General features: G+C 70.0%; 21 protein-coding genes and 1 pseudogene. 17 read left to right on the top strand and 5 right to left on the bottom strand.

Annotated features, from left to right (window positions below):
* A pseudogene (locus tag LCD35_RS26875) lies at window positions 1-409 on the bottom strand (two-component sensor histidine kinase); the annotation flags it as partial.
* Between the two features lie 124 nt (window positions 410-533).
* Between LCD35_RS26875 and LCD35_RS26870 the strand changes: the two are divergent.
* Together LCD35_RS26870 and LCD35_RS26865 are read left to right on the top strand one after the other, a co-directional pair.
* Window positions 534-1214: a methyltransferase domain-containing protein gene (locus LCD35_RS26870; protein WP_224966024.1), complete on the top strand. Its 681-nt coding sequence runs from the start codon at window positions 534-536 to the stop codon at window positions 1212-1214.
* Complete coding sequence (locus LCD35_RS26865) at window positions 1214-2086, top strand: DedA family protein (RefSeq protein ID WP_224966025.1); 873 nt, start codon at window positions 1214-1216, stop codon at window positions 2084-2086. Before LCD35_RS26870 ends, LCD35_RS26865 begins: the two co-directional genes overlap by 1 nt.
* Here the strand turns inward: LCD35_RS26865 and LCD35_RS26860 are convergent.
* Complete coding sequence (locus tag LCD35_RS26860; protein ID WP_224955506.1) at window positions 2071-2856, bottom strand: AfsR/SARP family transcriptional regulator; 786 nt, start codon at window positions 2854-2856, stop codon at window positions 2071-2073. The two genes, LCD35_RS26865 and LCD35_RS26860, sit on opposite strands and share 16 nt — an antisense overlap.
* A gap of 684 nt (window positions 2857-3540) precedes the next feature.
* On the opposite strand from LCD35_RS26860, the gene LCD35_RS26855 reads away from it, so the two are divergent.
* The 3 genes from LCD35_RS26855 to LCD35_RS26845 all read left to right on the top strand — a co-directional run bounded on the left by LCD35_RS26855 (window position 3541) and on the right by LCD35_RS26845 (window position 7328).
* Entirely contained in the window at window positions 3541-4890 is a 1350-nt protein-coding gene (locus tag LCD35_RS26855; RefSeq protein WP_225045158.1) for an MFS transporter, read from the top strand.
* A gap of 474 nt (window positions 4891-5364) precedes the next feature.
* A complete protein-coding gene (locus LCD35_RS26850; RefSeq protein WP_225045157.1) occupies window positions 5365-6558 on the top strand; it encodes a CaiB/BaiF CoA-transferase family protein in 1194 nt (397 codons plus the stop codon).
* Window positions 6555-7328 (top strand): enoyl-CoA hydratase/isomerase family protein, encoded by a 774-nt coding sequence (locus LCD35_RS26845; protein ID WP_224955509.1) that lies wholly within the window; start codon window positions 6555-6557, stop codon window positions 7326-7328. Before LCD35_RS26850 ends, LCD35_RS26845 begins: the two co-directional genes overlap by 4 nt.
* A 15-nt stretch (window positions 7329-7343) precedes the next feature.
* Here the strand turns inward: LCD35_RS26845 and LCD35_RS26840 are convergent, their stop codons facing one another.
* Window positions 7344-8117, bottom strand: coding sequence for an IclR family transcriptional regulator (locus LCD35_RS26840; RefSeq protein WP_224955510.1), 774 nt, complete (start codon window positions 8115-8117; stop codon window positions 7344-7346).
* Between the two features lie 54 nt (window positions 8118-8171).
* The gene (locus LCD35_RS26835; protein WP_224955511.1) at window positions 8172-9437 is read right to left on the bottom strand and encodes an SLC13 family permease; all 1266 of its coding nucleotides are present in this window, start codon (window positions 9435-9437) and stop codon (window positions 8172-8174) included.
* Between the two features lie 146 nt (window positions 9438-9583).
* Between LCD35_RS26835 and LCD35_RS26830 the strand changes: the two genes are divergently transcribed.
* The 7 genes from LCD35_RS26830 (at window position 9584) to LCD35_RS26800 (ending at window position 19438) form a co-directional block, all read left to right on the top strand.
* Window positions 9584-10750, top strand: a complete 1167-nt coding sequence (locus tag LCD35_RS26830; RefSeq protein ID WP_225045156.1) for an alanine--glyoxylate aminotransferase family protein — start codon at window positions 9584-9586, stop codon at window positions 10748-10750.
* Window positions 10750-13617: an FAD-binding and (Fe-S)-binding domain-containing protein gene (locus LCD35_RS26825; protein ID WP_225045155.1), complete on the top strand. Its 2868-nt coding sequence runs from the start codon at window positions 10750-10752 to the stop codon at window positions 13615-13617. The genes LCD35_RS26830 and LCD35_RS26825 overlap by 1 nt, the downstream gene beginning before the upstream one ends.
* A gap of 118 nt (window positions 13618-13735) precedes the next feature.
* On the top strand, window positions 13736-14200 hold the full coding sequence (locus LCD35_RS26820) for a YbaB/EbfC family nucleoid-associated protein (protein ID WP_225045154.1): 465 nt from the start codon (window positions 13736-13738) through the stop codon (window positions 14198-14200).
* A gap of 2 nt (window positions 14201-14202) precedes the next feature.
* Entirely contained in the window at window positions 14203-14517 is a 315-nt protein-coding gene (locus LCD35_RS26815) for a type VII secretion target (protein ID WP_224955515.1), read from the top strand.
* The gene (locus tag LCD35_RS26810; RefSeq protein ID WP_224955516.1) at window positions 14514-15215 is read left to right on the top strand and encodes a WXG100 family type VII secretion target; all 702 of its coding nucleotides are present in this window, start codon (window positions 14514-14516) and stop codon (window positions 15213-15215) included. Before LCD35_RS26815 ends, LCD35_RS26810 begins: the two co-directional genes overlap by 4 nt.
* A gap of 36 nt (window positions 15216-15251) precedes the next feature.
* The gene (locus LCD35_RS26805; RefSeq protein ID WP_225045153.1) at window positions 15252-19061 is read left to right on the top strand and encodes a DUF6531 domain-containing protein; all 3810 of its coding nucleotides are present in this window, start codon (window positions 15252-15254) and stop codon (window positions 19059-19061) included.
* 23 nt (window positions 19062-19084) lie between these two features.
* Window positions 19085-19438, top strand: a complete 354-nt coding sequence (locus LCD35_RS26800) for a hypothetical protein (protein ID WP_224977618.1) — start codon at window positions 19085-19087, stop codon at window positions 19436-19438.
* 207 nt (window positions 19439-19645) lie between these two features.
* Here the strand turns inward: LCD35_RS26800 and LCD35_RS26795 are convergent, their stop codons facing one another.
* The gene (locus LCD35_RS26795) at window positions 19646-19825 is read right to left on the bottom strand and encodes a hypothetical protein (protein WP_224966032.1); all 180 of its coding nucleotides are present in this window, start codon (window positions 19823-19825) and stop codon (window positions 19646-19648) included.
* 195 nt (window positions 19826-20020) lie between these two features.
* On the opposite strand from LCD35_RS26795, the gene LCD35_RS26790 reads away from it, so the two are divergent.
* From LCD35_RS26790 to LCD35_RS26770, 5 genes are all read left to right on the top strand, one after another.
* The gene (locus LCD35_RS26790; RefSeq protein ID WP_225045152.1) at window positions 20021-20506 is read left to right on the top strand and encodes a hypothetical protein; all 486 of its coding nucleotides are present in this window, start codon (window positions 20021-20023) and stop codon (window positions 20504-20506) included.
* Between the two features lie 200 nt (window positions 20507-20706).
* Window positions 20707-21081, top strand: coding sequence for a hypothetical protein (locus LCD35_RS26785; RefSeq protein WP_224966034.1), 375 nt, complete (start codon window positions 20707-20709; stop codon window positions 21079-21081).
* Window positions 21078-21473, top strand: coding sequence for a DUF433 domain-containing protein (locus tag LCD35_RS26780; RefSeq protein ID WP_224966035.1), 396 nt, complete (start codon window positions 21078-21080; stop codon window positions 21471-21473). Before LCD35_RS26785 ends, LCD35_RS26780 begins: the two co-directional genes overlap by 4 nt.
* 286 nt (window positions 21474-21759) lie before the next feature.
* Window positions 21760-22062, top strand: coding sequence for a TraR/DksA C4-type zinc finger protein (locus LCD35_RS26775; RefSeq protein ID WP_308011233.1), 303 nt, complete (start codon window positions 21760-21762; stop codon window positions 22060-22062).
* 409 nt (window positions 22063-22471) lie between these two features.
* A complete protein-coding gene (locus LCD35_RS26770; RefSeq protein ID WP_224955522.1) occupies window positions 22472-22651 on the top strand; it encodes a DUF397 domain-containing protein in 180 nt (59 codons plus the stop codon).
* Window positions 22652-22775 lie beyond the last annotated feature (124 nt).

The raw sequence follows: 22775 nt of genomic DNA, 5'->3' as shown, positions 1-22775 counted from the left end.
CGCCCGCCCACATGCCCAGCGTCGCCACCGCGACCAGCAGCAGCACCAGCACGGACACCCGGGTGCCCCACAGCGAGTGCTGCGGCTGCAGCAGGTTCCCGCCCATCGCCGCGACCGCGCACACCGCCGCCACCACCAGCCTGCCGCGCTTCGCGCAGGAGTACAGCACCACCAGCAGCGGCAGCACCGTCCCCAGCACCGCGGCCACCAGGACCGCGGGCACCGCCGCGACCGCCAGGTTCCGCCCGCGCCACGCGAGCGCGATCCCGGCCAGCAGCACCGCGCCGACCTGCGGGCTCAGCACCACGCCGCCGGCGCGGACGTAGGCCTCCTGCGCGGACAGCAGCGAGACCGCGACGAGCAGCGCCGCCTCCACCCACCACCGCGTGCGCGGCGGTACCGCGGTCACCGGGTTGCTCCTCGTCGCCACGACGGACGAGCATAGGGAGCCGCCGCCCCCCTACTTTCGTACCGGATCTCCGTGGCCATGAGACCGATGGTGCCCGTTGATCCCGCCAGTAGCGTGCAACGACGTGGACCCAGTGCAGACCAGCAGCAGCACGTCGCCCGGACGGTTCGCCTTCTCCCGCGAGGCGTTCCGCAGCTTCCGCGTCACCGGGGCGATCGCCCCCAGCAGCAGACGGCTCGCCGCCCGGCTCGCCGCGCCGCTGCTGCCGCCGCAGCACCGGCCACCGGCCAGGGTGCTCGAAGTCGGGGCGGGCAGCGGGGTGGTGACGCGGGAGCTCGCCGACCGGATCGGCCCCGCCGACCGGCTGGACGTCGTGGAGATCAACCCGCACTACGTGCGGATGCTCGACACCGCGCTGCGCACCGAGTTCGCGCTCTCCGCCGTCGCCGACCGGATCGCGCTGCACGAGGTCTCGGTGCTGGACGCGCCGCTGGAACCGCGCTACGACGTGGTCGTCTCCGGGCTGCCGTTCACCAACTTCGAACCCGAGCAGGTGTGGGCGCTGCTGGACCGGCACCTCGAACTGCTCGTTCCGGGCGGGCACCTGACCTTCTTCGGCTACCTGGGCACGCAACGGGCCCGCGCCCTGGTGAGCGGCCCGACCGAGTCGCGGCGGCACCGGGCCGCGATGGAGGTGGAGCGCGAGTTCGTCGAGCGCTACGGCCTCGGCCGCTCGACGGTGTGGTGGAACCTGCCGCCCGCGCACGTCTGGCACCTGCGCGCACCCGCGGCGGAGGACCGCTGATGCCGTCACCGGCCGACTGGCTGGCGCAACTGCCGCCGCCGGCCGCCTACGGGTTGCTCGCCGGGCTGGTGTTCACCGAAGGGATCCTGGTGATCAGCCCGTTCGTGCCCACGCTGGGGCCGCTGCTCGTCGCGGGCGCGCTCGTCTACGCGGGGGTGCTGGAACCGTGGGCGGTGGTGCTGGCCGCTTCCGTCGGCGCGATCTGCGGGGACGCGCTCGGCCACTGGACCGGGCGCCACCTCGGCCCTCGGCTGCGGGAGACCCGGTTCGCGCGTCGCGTCCCGCGCGCGTGGGACCGCGCGAGCGAGCTGTTCCGCCGCAGCGGCGGGCCCGCGCTGGTGCCGTGCCGGTTCGTGCCGCTGGTGCGGTCCGCGGCTCCGCACCTGATCGGCGCGTCCGGCCTGCCCTACCGCCGGATGGCGCCGTGGAGCGCGCTCGCCGGGGTGGTGTGGGCGTGCGGGGAAGGCAGCGTGGGCTACCTGGCCGGGGCGTCGTACTCGCGGCTGGCCGGGGCGTTCGGCGCGATCCCGGCCGTGGCGGTGCTCGTGCTGGTGGTGCTGGGGGTCGTGTACTGGCGACGGCGCGGCTCCGGTGGGGCGGACGGCTCGGACCGGTCGGCCGATGCGGCGGACCGCGCGGATTTGGAAGGCGCGGATCCGGACCGTGCGGGTCCGGACCGTGCGGGTCCGGAGGACGCGGATCCGGAAGGCGCTGGGCCGGCAGGCACGCGCCCGGACCGGGCCGATCCGGTCGGAGCGGGCGCCGGGGCCGTGGAACCGGGCGTCGCGGACGCGGGGGGAGCGGACCGTCCCGGCCGCGCGGGTCCGCGGCACCGCGCGCAGCGGCGTCCCGGCCGCTACGACGCGGTGTGAAGCGGCGGCACCTGGTCGTCACGCAGGATCGCCAGGTGCAGATCGCGCAGCTGCGGTCCGGGCTCCACGCCGAGGCCGTCGCGGATGCGCGAGGTCAGCTCGGCGTAGGCCAGCAGCGCCTCCACCTTCCGCCCGCAGCGGTAGAGCGCGAGCAGCAGCTGCTGCCAGAACCGCTCGTGGAACGGATGTGCGGAGGTCAGCGCCCGCAGTTCGCCGATGAGCTCGCGGTGGTGGCCCAGTTCCAGCTCCAGTTCGCCGCGCCGCTCCAGCGCTTCGATGCGCTGCTGGTGCATCCCGGGCACCACGTCGCGGTGCAGCGAGTCCGAGGCCACGTCCGGTAGCGCGCGCTCCCCGCGCCACAGCGCCAGCGCCTCGCCGAGGGCGGCGGATTCGCGGAGCCGGTCGTGGGCGGCCTCCGCGGCGCGCGCCTGCTCCAGCAGCTCGATGAAGCGGGCGAAGTCGAGGGTCTCCGGGGACGCCTGGAGCGTGTACCCGGCGCTGGAGGTGCGGATGAGGTCCGGCGCGCCGGGCGCGTCCGCGATGGCGTGCCGGAGCCGGGTCAGGCAGGTGTGCAGCGCCCGGCGCGGCCGGCAGGGCGGCCGGGAGTCCCAGATCCGGTCCACGAGCTCGTCGACGCACACCACCTGGTTGAACTTGACCAGCAGCGCGGCGAGCAGGATGCGCTGCCTGGATCCGGGTACGTCGAGACATCGCCCGCCGCTCCCGACGGTGAGCGGGCCGAGGACGTGGAACGACAGCGGTTTCGTCACGTGGAGCCCCCAGTTGTGCGGTGCGGTCCCGGCATGCCGGTCGGCCTCGGCGGTGCGCGGGCTGGGTCGCGTTCGACCGGCGGTCGGCGCGGCGATTCCCCAGATCGCGGCCGGGATTCCCGAGTCATCGGCGGCGCGCGAGCGGCCGGCCCGGGAGTTGATTTTCACTTTTTAGCATCGATCTTCAACGGCCGGCAATGCTGCGTACGGGGTCTTACGAAAGTAGGTGGGCGTCCCCGGATCGGGGGTTTTTCCCCGGATCGGCGGAACTGCGCGCGCAATTTTTCGATAATCGTGTTAAGAGGTCGAATCGCGGTGCGGAGACTTCGATCACGGTTCGCTCAATCACTGTCCGTGCAACCGGCTCCGCCGGTGGGTGACCGCTATGCGAATATCGGTTCGAATGTCCGAGTCGCCAGGTGGCGGCGAGTAAAGTGCAAATCGGACTATTCGAACGAATGCGTGGATAGATTTCGGTCGGTGGATTTCGGTTGACCCGTTCGGGGCACTAAGGTGTCTGCCCAAGGTCGAAAAAGAGTTGTCGAGCAGGAGCCTCGACGGGCCGCCCCGGGGGTGGGCGGCCGAGAATGGATAAGAGGGGTGTTCTCCTTGTCAGGGGCAAGCTCGTCCAACGCGGAATCGGACGACTTCTCGGTATCGGATGTGACGGTCACCGAGCCGGGCGTGATTCGCCGAGCCGTCGGTGCGGCCGCGATCGGCAACGTCACGGAGTGGTTCGACTTCGGCGTCTACTCCTACCTGGCCGTGAAGATCGAAAGCGTGTTCTTCGCCGGCCTCTCGCCGACGATGGGCACCATCGCCACGCTCGGCACCTTCGCCGCGGCGTTCCTGGTGCGGCCCTTCGGCGGGCTGTTCTTCGGGCCGCTGGGCGACCGGATCGGCAGGCAGAAGGTCCTGTCGCTGACCGTCATCATGATGGCGATCAGCACGTTCATCATCGGCATCCTGCCCGATTACCACGCCATCGGCGTCGCGGCGCCGATGCTGTTGTTGCTGGCCAGGCTGCTGCAGGGCTTCTCCACCGGTGGTGAGTACGGCGGCGCGATGGCGTTCATCGCGGAGTACGCGCCGGACCGCAAGCGCGGTTTCCTGTGCAGCTTCCTGGAGTTCGGCACGCTCACCGGCTACGCGCTGGGTGCCAGCTTCGCGACCGGTCTGGAGCTGCTGCTCAGCGAAGAGGACCTGCTGGCCTGGGGTTGGCGCATCCCGTTCCTGATCGCCGGTCCGATCGGCGGCATCGGGTTGTACCTCCGGATGAAGCTGGAGGAGACCCCGGCGTTCGCGAAGATCGCGGCGGAGTCCGAGGGGCGCGAGGGCAACCAGACGCTGGCGGAGTTCCGCAAGATCTTCGTCAACCACTGGCCGGCGATGCTGGTGTGCGGTGGCATCGTGCTGGTCTTCAACGTCACCAACTACGTGCTGACCAGCTACATGCCCACCTACCTCACCCAGACGCTGCCGGACAACGGGCACGCGGGCACGGACTCCACGACGTCCCAGGTGCTGCAGATCGTGGTGCTGCTGGTGTCGGTGGTGCTGATCACGTTCATCGGCCGGCTCAGCGACAAGATCGGGCGCAAGCCGGTCATGTACACCGGGTGCGTGCTGCTGGTGGTGCTGGCCATCCCGTCGGTCATGCTGCTGAAGGCGGGCGGCACGTTCGCCACGTTCAGCGGCCTGATGCTGATGGGGTTGATGCTGCTGTGCTTCAACTCCACCTCGCCGTCGGTGCTGCCCGCGCTGTTCCCGACCGACATCCGCTACGGCGGGCTGTCGATCGCGTTCAACATCTCGGTGTCGCTGTTCGGCGGCACGGCCGCGACGGTGATCGCGGCGTTGATCGCGCTCACCGGGAACCTGGACATCCCCGCCTACTACCTGATGGGTGCGGGTGTGATCGGTGCGGTCGCGGTGTACTTCGCGAAGGAGTCCGCGGGCAAGCGGCTGCCCGGCTCGCCGCCGGCCGCGGTGGACCACGAGGAAGCGAAGGTGCTGGTCGGCGCCAAGGACTGACCTCGGACGCGGAAGAGCCCCGTCGCCGTTCTCGGCAGCGGGGCTCTTCTGCGTTCGCGGAGGGGGTTTCAGCGGGGGCTGGCCCGCAGGACCGAGCGGGTCCACGCGGTGATCGCCCCGGCGATGGCGAACAGTCCGACGGCTTCGACCGACAGCGCGACGATGATGTGGCTCATCCGAGTCTCCTGTGACAACGCGACGTGATTCTTGTCCGGGGGAACGTCGCTGGAGGCTGATCAAGGCTCCGAACCGGCCTCTCGTTGCCACTGCTCGACCTTCTCCCGCCCGGTGAATCGCCACACCGGAGCTGTGTATTTCACGTGGCCCCCAAGTCGTCCTGTGATGTGCGGCACAGGTCGACATGCGCTCCGACCTGCGGTTCTCCGGAACCTTGACCGCGGCTCCGCCGTGCTCGTACGGTTATGCCGTCACAGACAGGTCGTGCCGTGCAGCGGCACAGATCGGCGGGCAACGATGACGTTCGCGCTGGAAAACCTGACCGTGCTCGACCTGACCCAGGTCATGGCCGGGCCCTACTGCTGCCAACTGCTCGGCGACCTCGGCGCCGACGTGATCAAGGTCGAACCGGTCGGCGGCGGCGACGCCACCCGCCAGGCCACCGGGCACCGGCTGCCCCGCGGCACCAGCGCCGCCTTCCTCGCGGTGAACCGGAACAAGCGCAGCATCGCGCTCGACCTCAAGACCGATGCCGGGCTCGACACCTTCTACCGGCTGGTCCGGGACGCCGACGTCGTGGTGGAGAGCTTCCGGCCCGGCGTCGCCACCCGGCTCGGCGTGGACTACCCGGCGCTGCGCGAGCGCAACGAGCGGATCGTGCACGCCTCCCTGTCCGGATTCGGGCAGACCGGGCCGTACGCGGGGCGTCCTGGCTACGACCTCATCGCCCAGGCCATGAGCGGGATCATGAGCGTCACCGGCGAACCCGGCGGCCCGCCCACCAAGTCCGGGGTGCCCGTCGCCGACCTGTCCGCCGGGCTGTTCTGCGCCGTGGGCATCCTCAGCGCCTGCCTGTCCCGGGCCGCCACCGGGCGCGGGCAGGCCGTGGACACCTCGCTGTACGACGCGGCCCTCGCCCTGTCGATCTGGGAGACCTCCGAGCTGTGGGCCACCGGCGAGGCACCCGGCAGGCTCGGCTCCGCGCACCGGGTCAACGCGCCCTACGAGGCGCTGCCGACCCGCGACGGGCACATCACCGTCGGTGCCAACAACGAACGGCTGTGGCGGCGGCTCTGCGCCGTGCTCGACCGGCCCGAACTGCCCGCCGACGAGCGGTTCGCCACCAACACCGACCGGGTCCGCCACCGCGCCGAGCTCGCCGCCGAACTCGCGACGACCCTGCGCACCAGGGACACCGAGGGGTGGACCGAGCTGCTGCTGGCGGCCGGGGTGCCCGCCGGACCCATCCGGGACTACGCGCAGTCCTGCGCCGACCCGCACACCCTCGCCCGCGAGATGGTCGTCGAGGTCGACCACCCCGGCGAAGGCCCGGTGCGCGCGCTCGGCGTCCCGGTGAAGCTCAGCGGCACCCCCGGGCGGATCCGCAGGCCCGCGCCCGCGCTCGGCGAGCACACCGACGAACTGCTGCGCGCCACCGGCCGCACCGACGAGGAGATCCGCGCCCTGCGGGCCGAAGGAGCCGTCGCATGAGCGGGCGGGTGCGCGTCGAGATCGACGGAACCGTCGCCACCGCCACCTTCGACCGGCCCGAAGCCCGCAACGCCATGACCTGGCGGATGTACGACGAGCTCGCCGAGTTCTGCGCGCGCGTCGCCGCCGAACCGCGGGTGCGGGTCGCGGTGCTGCGCGGCGCCGGGGGCGAGGCGTTCGTCGCGGGCACCGACATCGGCCAGTTCCGGGACTTCGACGGCGCCGCCGCCGGGCACGACTACGAGCGGCGGGTGGAGGCGGTGCTGGACGCGGTGGAGCGGATCCCCGTGCCGACGATCGCCGTCGTCGACGGCTACGCCACCGGCGGCGGACTCACCATCGCCGCGGCCTGCGACCTGCGGATCTGCTCGGAGCGGGCGAAGTTCGGGATGCCCATCGCGCGCACCGTCGGCAACTGCCTGTCGATGCGCAACCACGCGCTGCTGGTCTCGCTGATCGGCGCGGGGCGCACGATGCACCTGATCTGCACGGCCGGTTTCCTCGACGCCGAGGCGGCCGAACGCGCCGGGCTGGCCTCCGAGGTGCTCCCGGAATCCCGGGTCGACGCGCGGGTCGCGGAGCTGTGCGAGCGGATCGCCGGGCACGCGCCGCTGACCATGCGCGCCACCAAGGAGGCCGTGCGGAGGCTGCGGGGGCACGCGCTGCCACCGGGGGACGACCTGGTGGAGTCCTGCTACGGCAGCGCGGACTTCCGCGAAGGCGTGCGCGCGTTCACCGAGAAGCGCCGCCCGCAGTGGCTCGGCCGGTGATGCCGGATGGGCGGCTCAGCCGGGCAGGACCGCGGGGCGGTGGCCCAGCGTGGCGCTCACCCGGGCGGCGGCCTCCGCGACCAGCGCGCCGTAGCGCTCCCGCAGCTCCGGGGTGATCCGGCCGGCCGGTGCGGAGATCGACAGTCCCGCGACCGGATCGCCGGTGTCGTCGAAGATCGGCGCGGCGACCGCGGCGATGTCGGCGCGCCACTCGCCGGTGTTCGCGGCGTAGCCGAGCTCGGCGACCCGGTCGAGCTCCGCGAAGAACTCCGCCCAGTCCACGATCGTGTTGTCGGTGTAGCGCACCAGTTCCTCACCGAGGATGGGGCGCACCGCTTCCCGGGGCATCGCCGCCAGCATCGCCTTGCCGTTCGACGAACCGTGCAGCGGCACCGTGCTGCCCAGCGGCACCACCGCGCGGATCGGGTGCTCGGTCTCGACCCGCTCGATGAGCACCGCGTGGTCGCCCTCGCGGACCATCAGGTGCGCCGTCTCGCCGGTCTCCCGGCGCAGCTCGTGCATGACGGCCGCCGCCGCGTCCCGCACGCCGATGTCGGCGATGGCGCGCTGGCCCACCTGGAAGGCGCGGGTGGTGAGTACCCAGCGGGTGACGTCCGCGCCGTCCGGGCAGATCCAGCCCGCCGTCCACATCGTCCGCAGCGCCCGCTGCACGGTGCTCTTCGGCATCCGCAGCCTGCGGGCGAGGTCGCCGACCCCGGCCGGCTGGGTGTGCGCGACCTCTTCGAGCACCCGGAAAGCGGAGAGCACGGTGCGCATTCCTTCGCTCATCCCGGAAGCCTAGCCGGTCCGCCGCGCCGATCCGGTGCTCGCCGCGGACGGCGCTCACAGCCACCCCGGCAGCACGAACAGCGCGCAGGACACCACCGGCCCGACCGCGATCATGCTCAGGCCCCAGGCCATCAGCCGCCGGAACACGCCCTCGCGCAGCTCCGGCGGAGCGCCCGCCACGACGAGCGCACCGCTGGTGGAGAACGGCGAGGAGTCCACGACGGACGCGGACACCGTCAGCGCGATGATCATGCCGATGGCGCCGACCTGTCCGGTGAGCAGGAACGGCACCGCGAGCGGGATGAGCGCGCCGAGGATCCCGGTGGTGGAGGCGAACGCGGACACCGCCGCGCCGATCAGGCAGATCACGAACGCCGCCAGCAGCGGAACGCCGATCCCGGCCACGCCGTCGCCGAGGAACTCGATGGTGCCGATCCGCTCCATCATGCTCACGTAGGTCACCACGCCGCAGATCAGCAGCACCGTCGGCCACGCGACCTCGGCGACGCAGGATTTCGCGGTGCCCGGGTGCAGCACGCACAGCACGGTCGCGATGCTCAGCGCCAGCAGGCCCACGTCGAATTCGAGGGCGAGTGCGCCGACGGCGAGGACGAGCAATCCGGCGAGCGTGAGGATTCGTTGCGCGTCGAGCCGAACCGTGGTCCCGGTGGTCCCGCCGTTGGACGATTCCGCGGATTCTGGTTCGGCTGTTCGGCCGAGGAGTTCGCGTCCACCGAAGAGGAAGAACACGACGACGCTCAGCGCCAGGTTGAACGCGAATTGGCTCGCCCACAGCAGCAGCGGATTTCCCGGGAGTCCGCTGCGTTCGACGACTCCGTTGGTGATTCCGCCGAAGATGCTGATCGGGGAGAACCCGCCCGCGGTGGCGCCGTTGATGATGAGCAGCCCCATCAGCATCGGGTTGATCCGGTAGCGCGCGGCGAAGTTCAGCCCGATCGGGGCCATGATCGCGACCGCGCCGGGCACCACCGCGCCCACCATCGTCAGCAGGCTCGTGACCAGGAACATCACCCACGGAACGAGGGCGATGCGGCCGCGTACGGCGCGGACTCCGGCGTGGATCATCCAGTCGACGGTGCCGTTCGCCTTGGCGATGGCGAACAGCATGGTGACCCCGACGAGGACCGCGAAGAGGTCTCCGGGGAATCCGCCGAACAGCTCGTCGGCGCTGTCGCCGACCAGGAACGTGCCGATGAGGAATGTTCCGAGAAATGCCACGGCTCCCATGTTCACCGAGCGCAGCGTGGCGAGGAGGAATATGAGGACGAGCCCGATGATGGACCAGATCTGTACGGACATGGTGCTCCTGGATTCGAGGCGGTCGTCGGCTCGGGAAGGGAGCGGAATTCATTTCCGTGATGCGAGATCAACGTCTCGTGCCGGGAGAGTATGACCCCGCGCACATTTGACGGTCAAGAGTTCTGAATAGACCAGGGGAGAATCCGATGGCGCAGCCGATCGGCAGGCACTTCCTGCACGTTCCCGGCCCGACGAACGTTCCGGACCGCGTTCTGCGGGCCATGTCCGCACCCACCATCGACCACCGCGGCCCCGAGTTCGCCGCCCTCGCCGCGGAGGTGCTGGCGGGGTTGCGGCCGCTGTTCGGCACCACCGGCCCGGTGGTGGTCCACCCGTCCTCGGGCACCGGGGCGTGGGAGGCGGCGCTGGTGAACACGCTCAGCCCCGGCGACCGGGTGCTGGCCTTCGAGACCGGGCACTTCGCCGCGCTGTGGCGGGAGATGGCGGAGAAGCTCGGCCTGCGCGTCGACTTCGTGCCCGGCGACTGGCGGCACGGGATCGACCCGGAGGTCGTGCGGGAGCGGCTGGCCGCCGACCCGGACGGCGAGATCCGGGCGGTGTGCGCGGTGCACAACGAGACCTCCACCGGCGTGACCAGCCGGATCGCCGAGGTGCGGCGGGCGCTCGACGCGGTCGGGCATCCCGCGCTGCTGCTGGTGGACACCATCTCCTCGCTGGGCTCGGTGGACTACCGGCACGACGAGTGGGGCGTGGACGTGACGATCGCCTGCTCGCAGAAGGGGTTGATGCTGCCGCCGGGGCTCGGCTTCAACGCGATCAGCGCGAAGGCGTTGCGCGCCACCGAATCCGCGCGGCTGCCGCGGTCCTACTGGGACTGGCGGCCGCAGCTGGCGGCGAACGAGCGCGGGTTCTTCCCGAGCACTCCGGCGACGAACCTGCTGTTCGGCCTCCGCGAAGCGCTGGTGATGCTCGACGAGGAGGGCTTGCCCGCGGTGTTCCGGCGGCACCTGCGGCACGCGGCGGCGACGCGGGCGGCGGTGCGCGGCTGGGGGCTGGAGGTGCTGTGCCTGGACGAGCGGGAGCACTCCCCGGTGCTGACCGCGGTGCTGCTGCCCGATGGGCACGACGCCGACGAGTTCCGGCGGGTGGTGCTGGAGCGGTGCAACACCTCGCTGGGCGCGGGGCTGGGCAAGCTCGCGGGGCGCGTGTTCCGCATCGGCCACCTGGGACATCTCAACGATGTGGGCCTGGCCGCGGCGTTGTCCGGGGTGCAGCTGGGGCTGGCCGCGGCGGGCGTCCCGTTCGACGAGCGCGGCATCACCGCCGCGCTGGCCGAGCTGGGGGAGGCGTGATGGACGACCTGGAACGGCGGTTGCGGGCGGACCTGGCCGGTGAGGTGGAGTTCGACGACTACACGCGGCACCTGTACTCCCGCGACGCCAGCATGTACTCGATCACCCCGCTGGGCGTGGTGTTCCCGCGCGAAGCGGCGGACGTGGCGGCGACGGTGGCGGCGGCCGCCGAGCACGGCGTGCCGGTGGTGCCGCGCGGCGCGGGGACCAGCCTCGCCGGGCAGACGGTGGGGCCGGGCATCGTGCTCGACTTCTCCCGCCACCTGCACCGGATCGTGGAGCTGGACCCGGAGGCGCGCCTCGCGCGGGTGCAGCCGGGCGTGGTGCAGGACCAGCTGAACCGGGCCGCCGCCCCGCACGGGCTGATGTTCGGGCCGGACACCTCCACCAGCAACCGCGCCACGCTCGGCGGAATGATCGGCAACAACTCGGCGGGCAGCGGTTCGGTGCGCCACGGCATGACGATCGACCACGTGCGGGAGCTGTCGGTGGTGCTCTCCGACGCCTCCACCGCCCGGTTCGGCCCGGTCGACGAAGCGGAGCGGCTGCGGCGCGCGGCCGGTCCTGGACTGGAGGCGCGGCTGCACCGGGAGCTGCCCGGACTCGTCGCCGACGGCGCGATCACCGACGGATTCCCGGACTTCTGGCGGCGCGCGGGCGGGTACCGGCTGGACCGGCTAGCCGCGCCGGGACCGTTCGACCTCGCCGAGTTCGTGGTCGGTTCGGAGGGCACGCTGGTGATCGCCACCGAGGCGGTGGTGGGACTGGTGCCGAAACCGCGCCGCACGGTGATCGCCGTCGGGCACTTCACCTCCACGCAGGCCGCGATCGCCGCCACCGGCGACGCGCTGTCCTGCGACCCGTCCGGGGTGGAGCTGATGGACCGCACGATCCTGGACCTGTCCCGGCAGCGCATCGAGTACGCCTCGCTGGGCACCATCCTCGACGGCGATCCGGACGCGCTGCTGTTCGTCAGCTTCACCGGCGACGACGAGGACGAGCTGGTGGCGAGGCTGCGGCGGCTCAGCGCGCGGTGGCGCAAGCACGGGCACGGCTACCACACGCTGGAGGCGGTCACCCCGGCCCAGCAGGAGTCGCTGCTGAAGGTCCGCAAGTCCAGCCTGGGCCTGCTGATGGCCGCGGGTGAGGGCACCCGGCGGCCGCTGGCGTTCGTGGAGGACACCGCCGTCGCGCCCGAGCACCTGCCGGAGTACACCGCGAAGTTCGCGAAGATCCTCGACCGGCACGGCCTGACCGCCGGGTTCTACGGGCACTGCTCGGTGGGCTGCCTGCACATCCGGCCGTTCGTGGACCTCGCCGAACCCGCCCAGGTGGCGACGATGCGCGCGGTCGCCGAGGAGGTGAAGTCGCTGGTCGCCGAGTACGGCGGGGTGAACTCCAGCGAGCACGGCGACGGCCTGGCCCGCAGCGAGTTCAACCGCGAGCTGTTCGGGGAGGAGCTGTACGCGGCGATGTGCCGGGTGAAGCACCTGTTCGACCCGACGGGCACCCTCAACCCCGGCAAGATCGTCGAGGCGCCGCCGATGACCGAGCACCTGCGCGACGCCGAGCAGCCGGTGCCGGGCCCGTTCCGCACCAGGTTGTCCTTCGAGGTCGTCGGCGGCATGCGCGGCGCCGCCGACCGGTGCATGAACATCGGCCTGTGCCGCAAGAGCACCACCGGCGTGATGTGCCCGTCGTACATGGCCACCACCCGCGAGCAGGACGCCACCCGCGGCCGGGCGAACGCCCTGGTGAAGGCGCTGTCCGAACCCGATCCGAAGCGGGCGCTGGGCGACGAGCGGCTGCACGAGGTGCTGGACCTGTGCCTGATGTGCAAGGCGTGCAAGAGCGAGTGCCCGCTGGGCGTGGACATGGCCAAGCTCAAGAGCGAGACCCTGTCGCACCACCACGACCTGCACGGCGTGCCGCTGCGCTCGCGGGTGTTCGGCGCGATCCGGGCGTTGAACCGGCTGGGGGCGGCGACGGCGCCGTTGTCGAACCTGCCGGGCCGGATCCCGCTGCTGCGCAGGCTGGCCCGGCGCGCGCTGGGCATCACCGAGCACCGGCCGCTGCCGCGGTTCCAGCGCCGCCACCTCGCCTCCTGGTTCCGCGGCCGGGGTGCGGCGGGTTCGGCGCCGCGCGGACCGGTGCTGTTCCTGGCGGACTCGTTCACCACGTTCACCGAGCCGGGCATCGGCCGGGCGGCGGTGGAGCTGCTGGAGCGCGCGGGCTACGAGGTGCGGCTGGTGGACCGGGGCTGCTGCGGGCGCTCCAGCCTGTCGAAGGGGCTGGTGGACGACGCGAAGGCGAAGGCCCGCGACCTCGTCGCCCGGCTGTCCACTTCGGACGCGCCGATCGTCGGGTGCGAACCGTCCTGCGTGCTGACGCTGCGGGACGAGTCGCTGTCGCTGCTGCCGGACGACCCGGCGGCCCGCGACGTCGCCGGCCGGGTGCGCCAGCTGGAGGAGCTGCTGTCGGAGGCGATCGACGCGGGCGACCTGGAGCTCTCCGCGGACACCTGGCCCGCGGGACGGCGGGTGCTGTTCCACGGGCACTGCCACCAGAAGGCCGAGGTCGGCACCGCCGCCACCGTCGGCCTGCTGCGCCGCATCCCCGGCACCGAGGTGGCGGAGCTCGACGCCGGGTGCTGCGGCATGGCGGGCTCGTTCGGCTTCGAGGCCGAGCACTACGAGCTGTCGATGGCGATCGGTTCCGACCGGTTGTTCCCCGCGGTGCGCGCCGAACCGGGCACCACGCTCATCGCCGCGACCGGGGTGTCCTGCCGCCAGCAGATCGCGCACGGCACCCCGCGCGCCGCGCACCACCCGCTGGAACTGGTCCGCGCCGCGCTCGCCGGCCGCTAGGCTGATCGAGTGATCGACCGGCGTTCCGGGCCGTCCCGCGGATGTGGCTGGAAGGCTGGTCGAGCGGACGTGTCGAGCTGGTCGGAGGAGTGGCCGTGGTGATCGAAGGAGCCGGAAGGTGAACGGGGACGTCCTCGACCCCTACGCCGCCCGCGAACGCCTCGCCGCCTGGCGGCAGCGCGCCGAGCAGGTCGCGGCCAACACGCAGGCGATGAGCGAGCGGATCGGCGAGATCCGGGTGACCGCGGGCGATCCGCAGGGCCTGGCGCAGGTCACCGTCGACTCCACCGGGTCGATGGTGGACCTGCGCCTGACCGACGAGATCAAGCGCAAGTCCCCGGACGTCGTGTCCCGGGCCGTGCTCGCCGCGCTGGCCGCCGCGCGCAACCAGGCCGCGGACCGGTCGCAGGAGATCGTCACCGACACCCTCGGCGCCGATTCCGCGGCCGGGCAGGAGATCGCGCAGCGCCTCGGCGACCGGCTGCGCAGCGGACCGGACCCGGCCGAACCCGCCGAGCGGCCCGCCCGGCCGCCGCGCGACGAGTACGACGACTACGACGTGACGAAGGACTTCCGGAGCTGACCATGGCGGACGGGTTCGGTGTTGAAGCCGACCAGCTGCGCGCGCACGCGCAGAAGGTCGAGGCGCTCCAGGCGCGGTTCGGCGCGGTGAAGTCGGCGAGCGCGAACATCGCGCAGGACGACCAGGCCTACGGCGTGCTGTGCTCGTGGATCCCCGGCGTGCTGGAAGGCCGGCACACCAAGCAGGACGAGCTGCTCGCGTTCGTGGAGGAGAACTTGGCGCAGGCCGCGCAGGCGCTGCGCGCGACCGCGGAGGACTACGACCGCCGCGAAGTCGAAGCGGGCGAGGGCTTCGAGGCCGCCGGAGGTGGCCTGTGAGCGACGATTCGCTGGTCGCCCCGGTCGAATCGACGCAGAAGGCGTGGACCGGGGCCGGGACGGCCGACAGCATCGAGGGCCTGGTCACCTCGATCCAGAGCGGCGACTGGACCAGCGGGGTGCTGTCGGGCGTCGGAGTCGGGCTGGAGGTCGCCTCCGCCGTGCTCGACCCGTTCGGCACCTTGCTGTCCAACGGCCTGGGCTGGGCGATGGAGCACTTCGAGCCCCTGCGGGAAATGCTCGACGAGCTCACCGGCATGCCCGACGTCGTCACCTCGCACGCGAACACGTGGACGAACATGGCCGCGGAACTGGCGTCGATGTCCGAAGACCTGAAGGCGGACCTGGAACGCGACCTGCCCGGCTGGGAAGGGGAGGCCGCCGACGCCTACCGCGAGATGATGGGCGCGAACGTGGACGCGGTCGGCGGCCTCGGCGCCACGTCCGCCGCGATGGCCGCCGCGACCGAGGGCGCCGGCGGCCTGGTGCAGATGACCCGCGACATGGTGCGGGACCTGATCGCGGACCTGGTGGCGCGGGTCATCGTGTGGGCGGCCGAGGCGATCTTCGTCGTGACCATCCCGGTCGTGGCCGCGCAGATCGCGTCCGCCGTGGTCAAGTGGGTCGGGAAGATCACCGGCTACATCGGCGACCTGATCGACAGCCTCACCAACCTCACCAAGCTCATCGACGGCTGACCGGGATTCGCACCGGACCTACGTTAAGGCGGGATTGTGGCCAGGAGACCTCGCGGTGGGAACGGCGATGGTGGTGGTGATGCGCCGAGCAGGCCGTCGCAGCGGCACGGGAACATCGACGCGAGCAGCAGCGTCTCCGGCGCGCAGGACAGCATCCGGCAGACCGCGCAGGCCGGGCGGCCGGGAGGTTCCGGCCCGGCGTCCTCCGGGAGTACCAGCGCACCACCGTCGGGCAACGGGCACCAGACCGGCCCGGACCTCGGCGGTTCCGGCCCGGACAGCACCAAGCCGTCCGGCGCCGACACGCCCGACGGTCCGAGCGGAACATCGCCGTCCGGCCGCACCGGCTCCCCCGACGATTCGTCGATCCAGGGCAACAACCGCGGTGCCGACGCCGAACGCGTGCCGGACAAGGACAAGAACACCTGCGGCGACCCGATCGACGTGGCCAGCGGCGACATGGTGCTCGCGCAGACCGACGTGGAGCTGGCGGGCGTGCTGCCGCTGGTGCTGCACCGGACGCACCTGTCGTCGTACCGCGTAGGACGGCACTTCGGCCCCAGCTGGTCGTCCACGCTGGACCAGCGGCTGGAGGTCGACGGGAACGAGGTGTCGCTCGCCGCCGACGACGGCACGCTGCTGTTCTACCCGCTGCCCGCCGACGACTCGCCGGTGCTGCCGCGCACCGGCCCGCGCCGCGCGTTGACCCGCACCGCGGACGGCTTCACGATCACCGACGTCGAGCAGGGCCGCACGCTGCACTTCGGCGTCGGCCTCGGGCACGCGGTGCTGCCGCTGCTGGCGATCACCGACCGCAACGGGCACCGCATCGACTTCGACCGGGACGCGGCCGGAACTCCGCTGGAGATCCGCCACAGCGGCGGCTACCGCATCCGGGTCGACTCCGAGGACGGCCTGATCACCGCGCTGCACCTGCGGGAGGCGGCCGACGGCGACGACCTCCGGCTGGTGCGCTACGGCTACACCGGCCGCAGGCTCACCGAGGTCACCAACGCCTCCGGCACGCCGCTGACGTTCACCTACGACGACACGGGCCGGATCACGAGCTGGACGGACCGCAACGGCGCCTGGTATCGCTACGCCTACGACCACGAAGGCCGCGTCGTGCAGGCCGATGGTTCCGGTGGGTTCTTCAGCGGCACCATGTCCTACGAGGACGGGGTGACGCGGTGGACGAACTCGCTGGGGCAGCAGACCACCTACCACCTCAACGAACGCGGCCAGACGATCCGCGAGATCAATCCCGCCGGTCACGAGGTCCGTTCCGAGTGGGACGAGTTCGACCGGCTGCTGTCGCGGACCGACCCGCTCAGGCGCACCGTCCGCTACGAGTACGACGAGATCGGCAACCTGCTGGCCGCCACGCGCCCCGACGGCTCGCAGACCCGCTTCGAGTACGACGAGCTGCGGCTACCGATCACGGTGATCGGCCCGGACGGGACGGTGTCCCGCCGCGAGTACGACGAGCGCGGGAACCTCACGCGGCTGCTCGACCCGATGGGCGCGGCGACGACCTACACCTACGACGAGCACGGCCACCTCACCGCGATCACCGACGCGCTGGGTGGAGTGCGGCGCGTCGAAACGGACGCGGCCGGGCTGCCGCTCTCGATCACCGATGCCGCGGGGGCGACGACCCGGTACGAGCGCGACGGTTTCGGCCGGGCGTCGGCCGTGGTCGACCCGCTCGGCGGCACGACCCGGTTCGGCTGGACCGTCGACGGCGAACCCGCGTGGCGCACCCTGCCGGACGGTGCGACGGAGCGGTGGATCTACGACGGTGAGGGCAACCTCCGCACCCACGTCGACGCGCTCGGCCAAGCCACCCACACCGAGGTCACCCACTTCGACCTGCCCTCGGCGGAGGTGCGTCCCGACGGCACCCGCCTGGAGTTCGGCTACGACACCGAACTGCGGCTGACCAGCGTCACCAACGAGCAGGGGCTCGTCTGGCGCTACGACTACGACGAGGCCGGGAACCTCGTGCGCGAGACCGACTTCAACGGCCGCCAGGTCGCCTACCGGCACGACGCGGCCGGGCAGCTGCTGGAACGCACCAACGGCGTCGGCGAGACCACCACGTTCGTGCGCAACGTCCTAGGCGACGTCATCGAACGCCGCACCCCCGGCGCCACGACCACGTTCACCTACGACCTGGCCGGGCGCCTCGCCGAGGCGATGGACGGCGACACCCAGATCCGCTTCCAGCGCGACGCCGCCGGACGGGTGCTCGCGGAGAGCGTCAACGGCCGCACCGTGCACTCCGCCTACGACGCGCTCGGCCGCCGGGTGCGTCGGATGACGCCGTCCGGCGCGGAGAGCACCTGGGAGTTCAACACCGCCCACCAGCCCACCGCGCTGCACGCGGGCGGCCGGACGCTGCGCTTCGACTACGACGCCGCCGGCCACGAGACCACCCGCGCGCTGGGCGCGAACGCCGTGCTCACCCAGGACTGGGACGCCAACCACCAGCTGCTGGCGCAGCACATCACCGGAGCCACCGGGCACCAGGTCCAGCAGCGCTCCTACCGCTACCGGGCCGACGGCCTGCTGACCGGTGTCAACGACACCCTCACCGGCCCCCGCACCTTCGAGCTCGACCGCGCGGGCCGCGTCACCACCGTGCAGGCCGGCGGCTGGACCGAGCGCTACACCTACGACGCCGCCGGGAACGTCACCGACGCGGCGTGGCCGGTGCCCGCGGGTTCGCCCGACGCCGACGCCGTCGGAGACCGCGAGTACTCCGGCACGCTGGTGCGCCGAGCCGGTTCGGTGCGCTACGAGCACGACGACCAAGGCCGCATGATCCTGCGCCAGCGCAGGCGGCTGTCGCACAAGCCCGACACCTGGCGGTACTTCTGGGACGCCGATGACCGGCTGACCGGAGTGCTCACCCCCGACGGCTCGCGCTGGCGCTACCGCTACGATCCGCTGGGCCGCCGCGTCGCCAAGCAGCGCCTCGGACCCGGCGACCGGGTGCTGGAGCAGGTCGACTTCACCTGGGACGGCGTGGTGCTCGCCGAACAGGCGCGCAGCGGTGGAGCCGGTCCCGGTGGCGTCGGCGGCCCGGAGTTCGCCGACCTGCACGTGACGGTCTGGGACTACGAGCCCGGCTCGTTCCGCCCGCTGGCCCAGCGCGAACGCGCACCCCTGCGCCACGCGCCGCAGCAGTGGGTGGACCGGCAGTTCTACTCGATCGTCACCGATCTGGTCGGGTCACCGGCGGAGCTGATCAACGACCAGGGCGGAGTGGCCTGGTTCCACCGGACGACGCTGTGGGGGCGCACCCTCGACCACAGCCGCACCGGCGCCTACACGCCCTTGCGCTTCCCGGGCCAGTACGCCGACCCCGAATCAGGCCTCAACTACAACTTCCACCGCCACTACGACCCGGCGACGGGGAGGTACGGGAGTTCAGATCCGCTGGGGTTGGCCGGTGGAGTCGATCCGCATCGTTACGTCGATAATCCAAACAAATTTGTTGACCCGTTGGGGTTACAGAGTTGCCCTAACGCTGATTTTGTTGTTGGGGGCAATGGGACAGCTATCCCCACGAGTCGGTCGCGTATGGAATCCGGGTTCCAGGATGCCGGATTCTCGTCGCAACCCACTCAATCCCCCGGAACCCAATACACCATGCCGGATGGTAGTTTGGTGCGAGTAATGGACGCATCCGGGCAAGCGCCAGAGCGAGCATCGTTCACTAACGCGAACGGCGGTCCTGTTGATGGCACGACTGGCAAACCGGTGCAGCCCCCGCCAGGTTTGACTAAGGGGCAACGCGCCGCATATATACGCGAACGTACTCACGTGGAGCTGCACTGATGATAGAGCTAGTCTCGGCCGCAGTGGCCGCCGCACAACCGATGTCGGTACGCGGCGCGGAATTCGCGGATCCGTCACTTACTGTCAATGGCAACGGTTGGTCGCTGAGCGCGGTATGCCCATGGAGGGTACGGCGTGGCGGCGAACTGTGGTTCTCGTGGAGTTCGGAGAATGCTTCTTTGGGGATTCTTGACCTTGTCGGAATGAATCTTATCGCGGTGGAACCCGCTGCGGGTTCGGCGGATCCAAAATTCATCTTCGGCGATAGTGTAGAGATGGAGTTTTTTGCGGACTCTGACCTTGATCCTTGGGTGTTAATCATGCCAGGTAAGACTTATGTCGGGTCCGTTTCTCCTCAGTCTTACAACTCTGACTGACCAGAGTCTATTGTGGCGTGCGGTGGGTGGTTTGCTCAAGAGGCGGCGGTATACCGGGCCGGTGAGGAAGTGGCCGCAGGCGAAGGGGTCCGGAACGTTTCGTAGTGCGCGGGCACCAGGTGCCATCCGGTTTCCAGGACCGAGGTCATCCACGTGCAGCCTGCTAGCGGGTGGTGGTCGGGGAGCGGGACGACTGATCCGCACCGGTCATGAACCGGCATGGCCGTCGCTACGGGCGAGGGCGGCGAGCGGTTCGTGGATTCGTTCGCACTTGGTCACGTCCACGGCGGCCCGGTACGGCTGGCGGCAGTAGTAGCAGGTGCGGATCGTCCGTTCCAGCGGTGTCCAGCCGGACGTCTCCGCCGCGTCCGCGCGGTGCTCGATCATTGATTCGTGTGGGTCGTGACGCTGCATTGCTCAGCCCCCTGCTCGGTCAGGTGAATCCGCGACGCCACTTCCGCTGCGACCGGATTGTGTTGGAAAAGCCGGTGTGCACGTCGTGCCAAGGTGTAATGCAGCAGTTCAGACAGGCATTTCCTGGCATTAAGGTCACTTCTGAAGATCTCTTGGAAGATAAATTTTATGAGCGATCAAACAAAGCCCGACTCCATGGCTGAACTCGTCGCCGATCTCGTCGATCGGGGACTGGCCGCCCGCGATACGATCGAGCCATGTTACCGGGATGAGGTCGAGGAGATTCGCGCCGTCAAGGGTGCGGAGCACCTGCCCGCGCAGTATGAGGAGTTTCTCCTCATAATGGGGCGTCGGGCGGGCGAGTTGCTTCGAGGGAGCGACTTTTTTTACCCGTCGGTGGTCGAACTTGACGGGGAAATGCGTGAGCTCCTGGAGGAGTGCAACGCGTCGCACTTGGCACCGGCCGGTTCAATCTATATTGGTATGCACCAAGGGGGATCTTTGTATTGGATGGCTCCAGGTGACCCTTCTGGTGTCGTATCGGAGTACATTGAGTTCCAGGAGAAGCCCAGTAGAAATTGGCCGAGCCTGCTAGAATTCCTTTCCGATGCGGCGGACGAGCAGTTGCGGACCAAGGAGAAGTACGGGTTGTAAAAACGTTTCCCCGGCCCTTGAGACGATGTGGAAGCTGAGGTGAGAAATTTCAGTGATTCTCTTCGGCAGGAACACGGTGGGACTGTCCCGGAAAGCGACGTGCTGATCGTCGCCGGGTGCGGAACCCCGGGCAAGTGATTTTGGCTGACCCGATCGGGCTGCTCGGCGGCATGGATAGTCACGCTTATGTTTCGAATCCGATGGAGTTCTCCGACCCGCTCGGTCTCGCGCGAAAGAAAAAGTGCAGCGACGAGATCTTTGAGCGGTACGGGAGCAAGAGTGAAGCGGACTCGATCAACGAGGCTGGGGGTAAGCTCACGCCTAAGCCGGAGCGCCACCATAACAACCCCAAGTGGATCGGAGATCGTGGCACAGTAGACCCCAGGACGTTGGGGCAAGGAAAGAACTATACGCATTCCTTCGAGGTCCATGCCAAGCCGGGAACCAGGCAGTGGATGCAGGAAAATGGGCTCGAAGTGAAGCCGACCAATGAGCCTGGAAGGCGCGCTATCCCCGCGAACAAGCTTGACGAGTTCAACAAGCGGGTCAACGGTATCGTCGTTAAGAGGAGGTGACAGCTGCGGTGAGTCCTCGAGAAAATTTCATTGACGCACTGCTTGCCGTCTCGGGGCGGGAGCATGTGGATGCGGACACCTTGACGGCCAGTCTTCGTGAATCGATTCTTGAATTCGGTTCCGAGACCAATGAGAACGTGGAGTGCGCGGAAAATGTCCACTTGAGCGATGTGGAAATGTTTAACGATTGGACATCCCGAGTCATTACCGTGGGTGAAAAGCGAGTTCCGGTCGCTGACATCATGAACTTCGCCGAAGGTGTTCCTGTGCCTGTGGAGGTTCAAGAGCAGTTTCCATCCCTTTCTCGGGCGGATTGGGATGCTGCGTTGCGGTTGGTGACTCTTGTGGTGTCCGCGCTTCACCGATCGCCTGCGGAAACCATTGGTCCGTAAGCGTATAGAGCTCATCAGGAGCTAAAGCGGCGTCGTCTTATTTTGTCGCGCCACTCTTCGGTCGATCAAAATCGAGAGTTAAGCGGAATATTTTTTGGGATTTTTTCTGAAATTTTTTAGGCGATCGTCTTGTTGATTAGGCATGTGCCTTTGCTCGACTGGTGAGTCGTTGAACGCGGATCTCGCTGTCGCTGATCTGAAGGGAAATGAATCCACAGGTGGGGGCGTTGCACCTTGGATGGTGGGACGTCGTGCACGCCCAGCACTCGCTCGGACCCGGGCCGAGGTGGAGGCCCGGATCGGGGCGTTGCGGCGGCAGTTGGGGGAGATCCGGGAGGTGTCGTCGTGGACCGGCACCGACGACGAGCACGACCCGGAGGGCCAGACGATCGCGTTCGAGCGCGCTCAGGTGCAGGGGCTGCTCGACGACGCCCGGCGTGAGCTGGCGGAGCTGGACCGGGCGGCCGCGCGCGTCGAGGACGGCACCTACGGCCGCTGCGAGCGCTGCGGCGCCCCCATCGGTGACGAACGCCTGGCCGCGCTCCCCGCCACCGCCACCTGCATCGCCTGCGCCTCCCGGACGAGGTGAGCACGCGACACCGCGGACGCGCAGGCAGCGCACCGATTCCCGGCGGGTGGGTTGTTCCACAGCCTTCGATGCACCCGTCCCGTGCGGAACCGCCCGCACTCGCACGGGATCCGGAACGTGTCGTAGTGCGCCGGGATCAGATGCCAGGTGCGTTCCGACGTCGAACTCATCCAGGTGCACCCCGACATCGGGTGGCGTTCCGGAAGCGGCACGACGGCACCGCACTGATCGTCGACGACCATCAGCGAGGTTCTCGTTCCAAGGCGGCGAGCGCTTCGTGGATGCGTTCGCACTTCGTGGCGTCGGGGGCTGTGGTGTACGGCTGTCGGCAGTAGTAGCAAGTGCGGATCGGCGCTGCGGAAACGAGCAGGGCCATGACCCGACGGATCCAGATTCTGGAGCGGATGTGATGGGTGAACAACGCCGGTGGCTGAAGTCCAGCCGGAGTCAGAACGGCTCCGCGTGCGTGGAGGTGTCGGCGGATCTCCGCTTGATGCGGGATTCGAAGGATCCAGCAGGCCCGGTCTTACGCGTGGACGTCCCCTCGTTCACCGAGGCGGTCAAACGAGGCCGTTTCGACCGCCGATGATCCGAGCCGAGGGGCCCCCGCCCCCCCCCCGCCCCCGCCCCCCCCCCGCCCAGCAGACGGGATATGACAGGGGACGCCGGGGGCAAGGAGGCACCCACCCGACCCGCGCGCCCCGCCCCGCCAG

The organism is Saccharopolyspora sp. 6V (assembly GCF_020176785.1).
GTDB classification, from domain to species: domain Bacteria; phylum Actinomycetota; class Actinomycetes; order Mycobacteriales; family Pseudonocardiaceae; genus Saccharopolyspora_C; species Saccharopolyspora_C gregorii.
The sequence above is the reverse complement of the archived record's forward strand: the minus strand, read 5'-3'. Positions and strand labels throughout refer to the sequence as shown.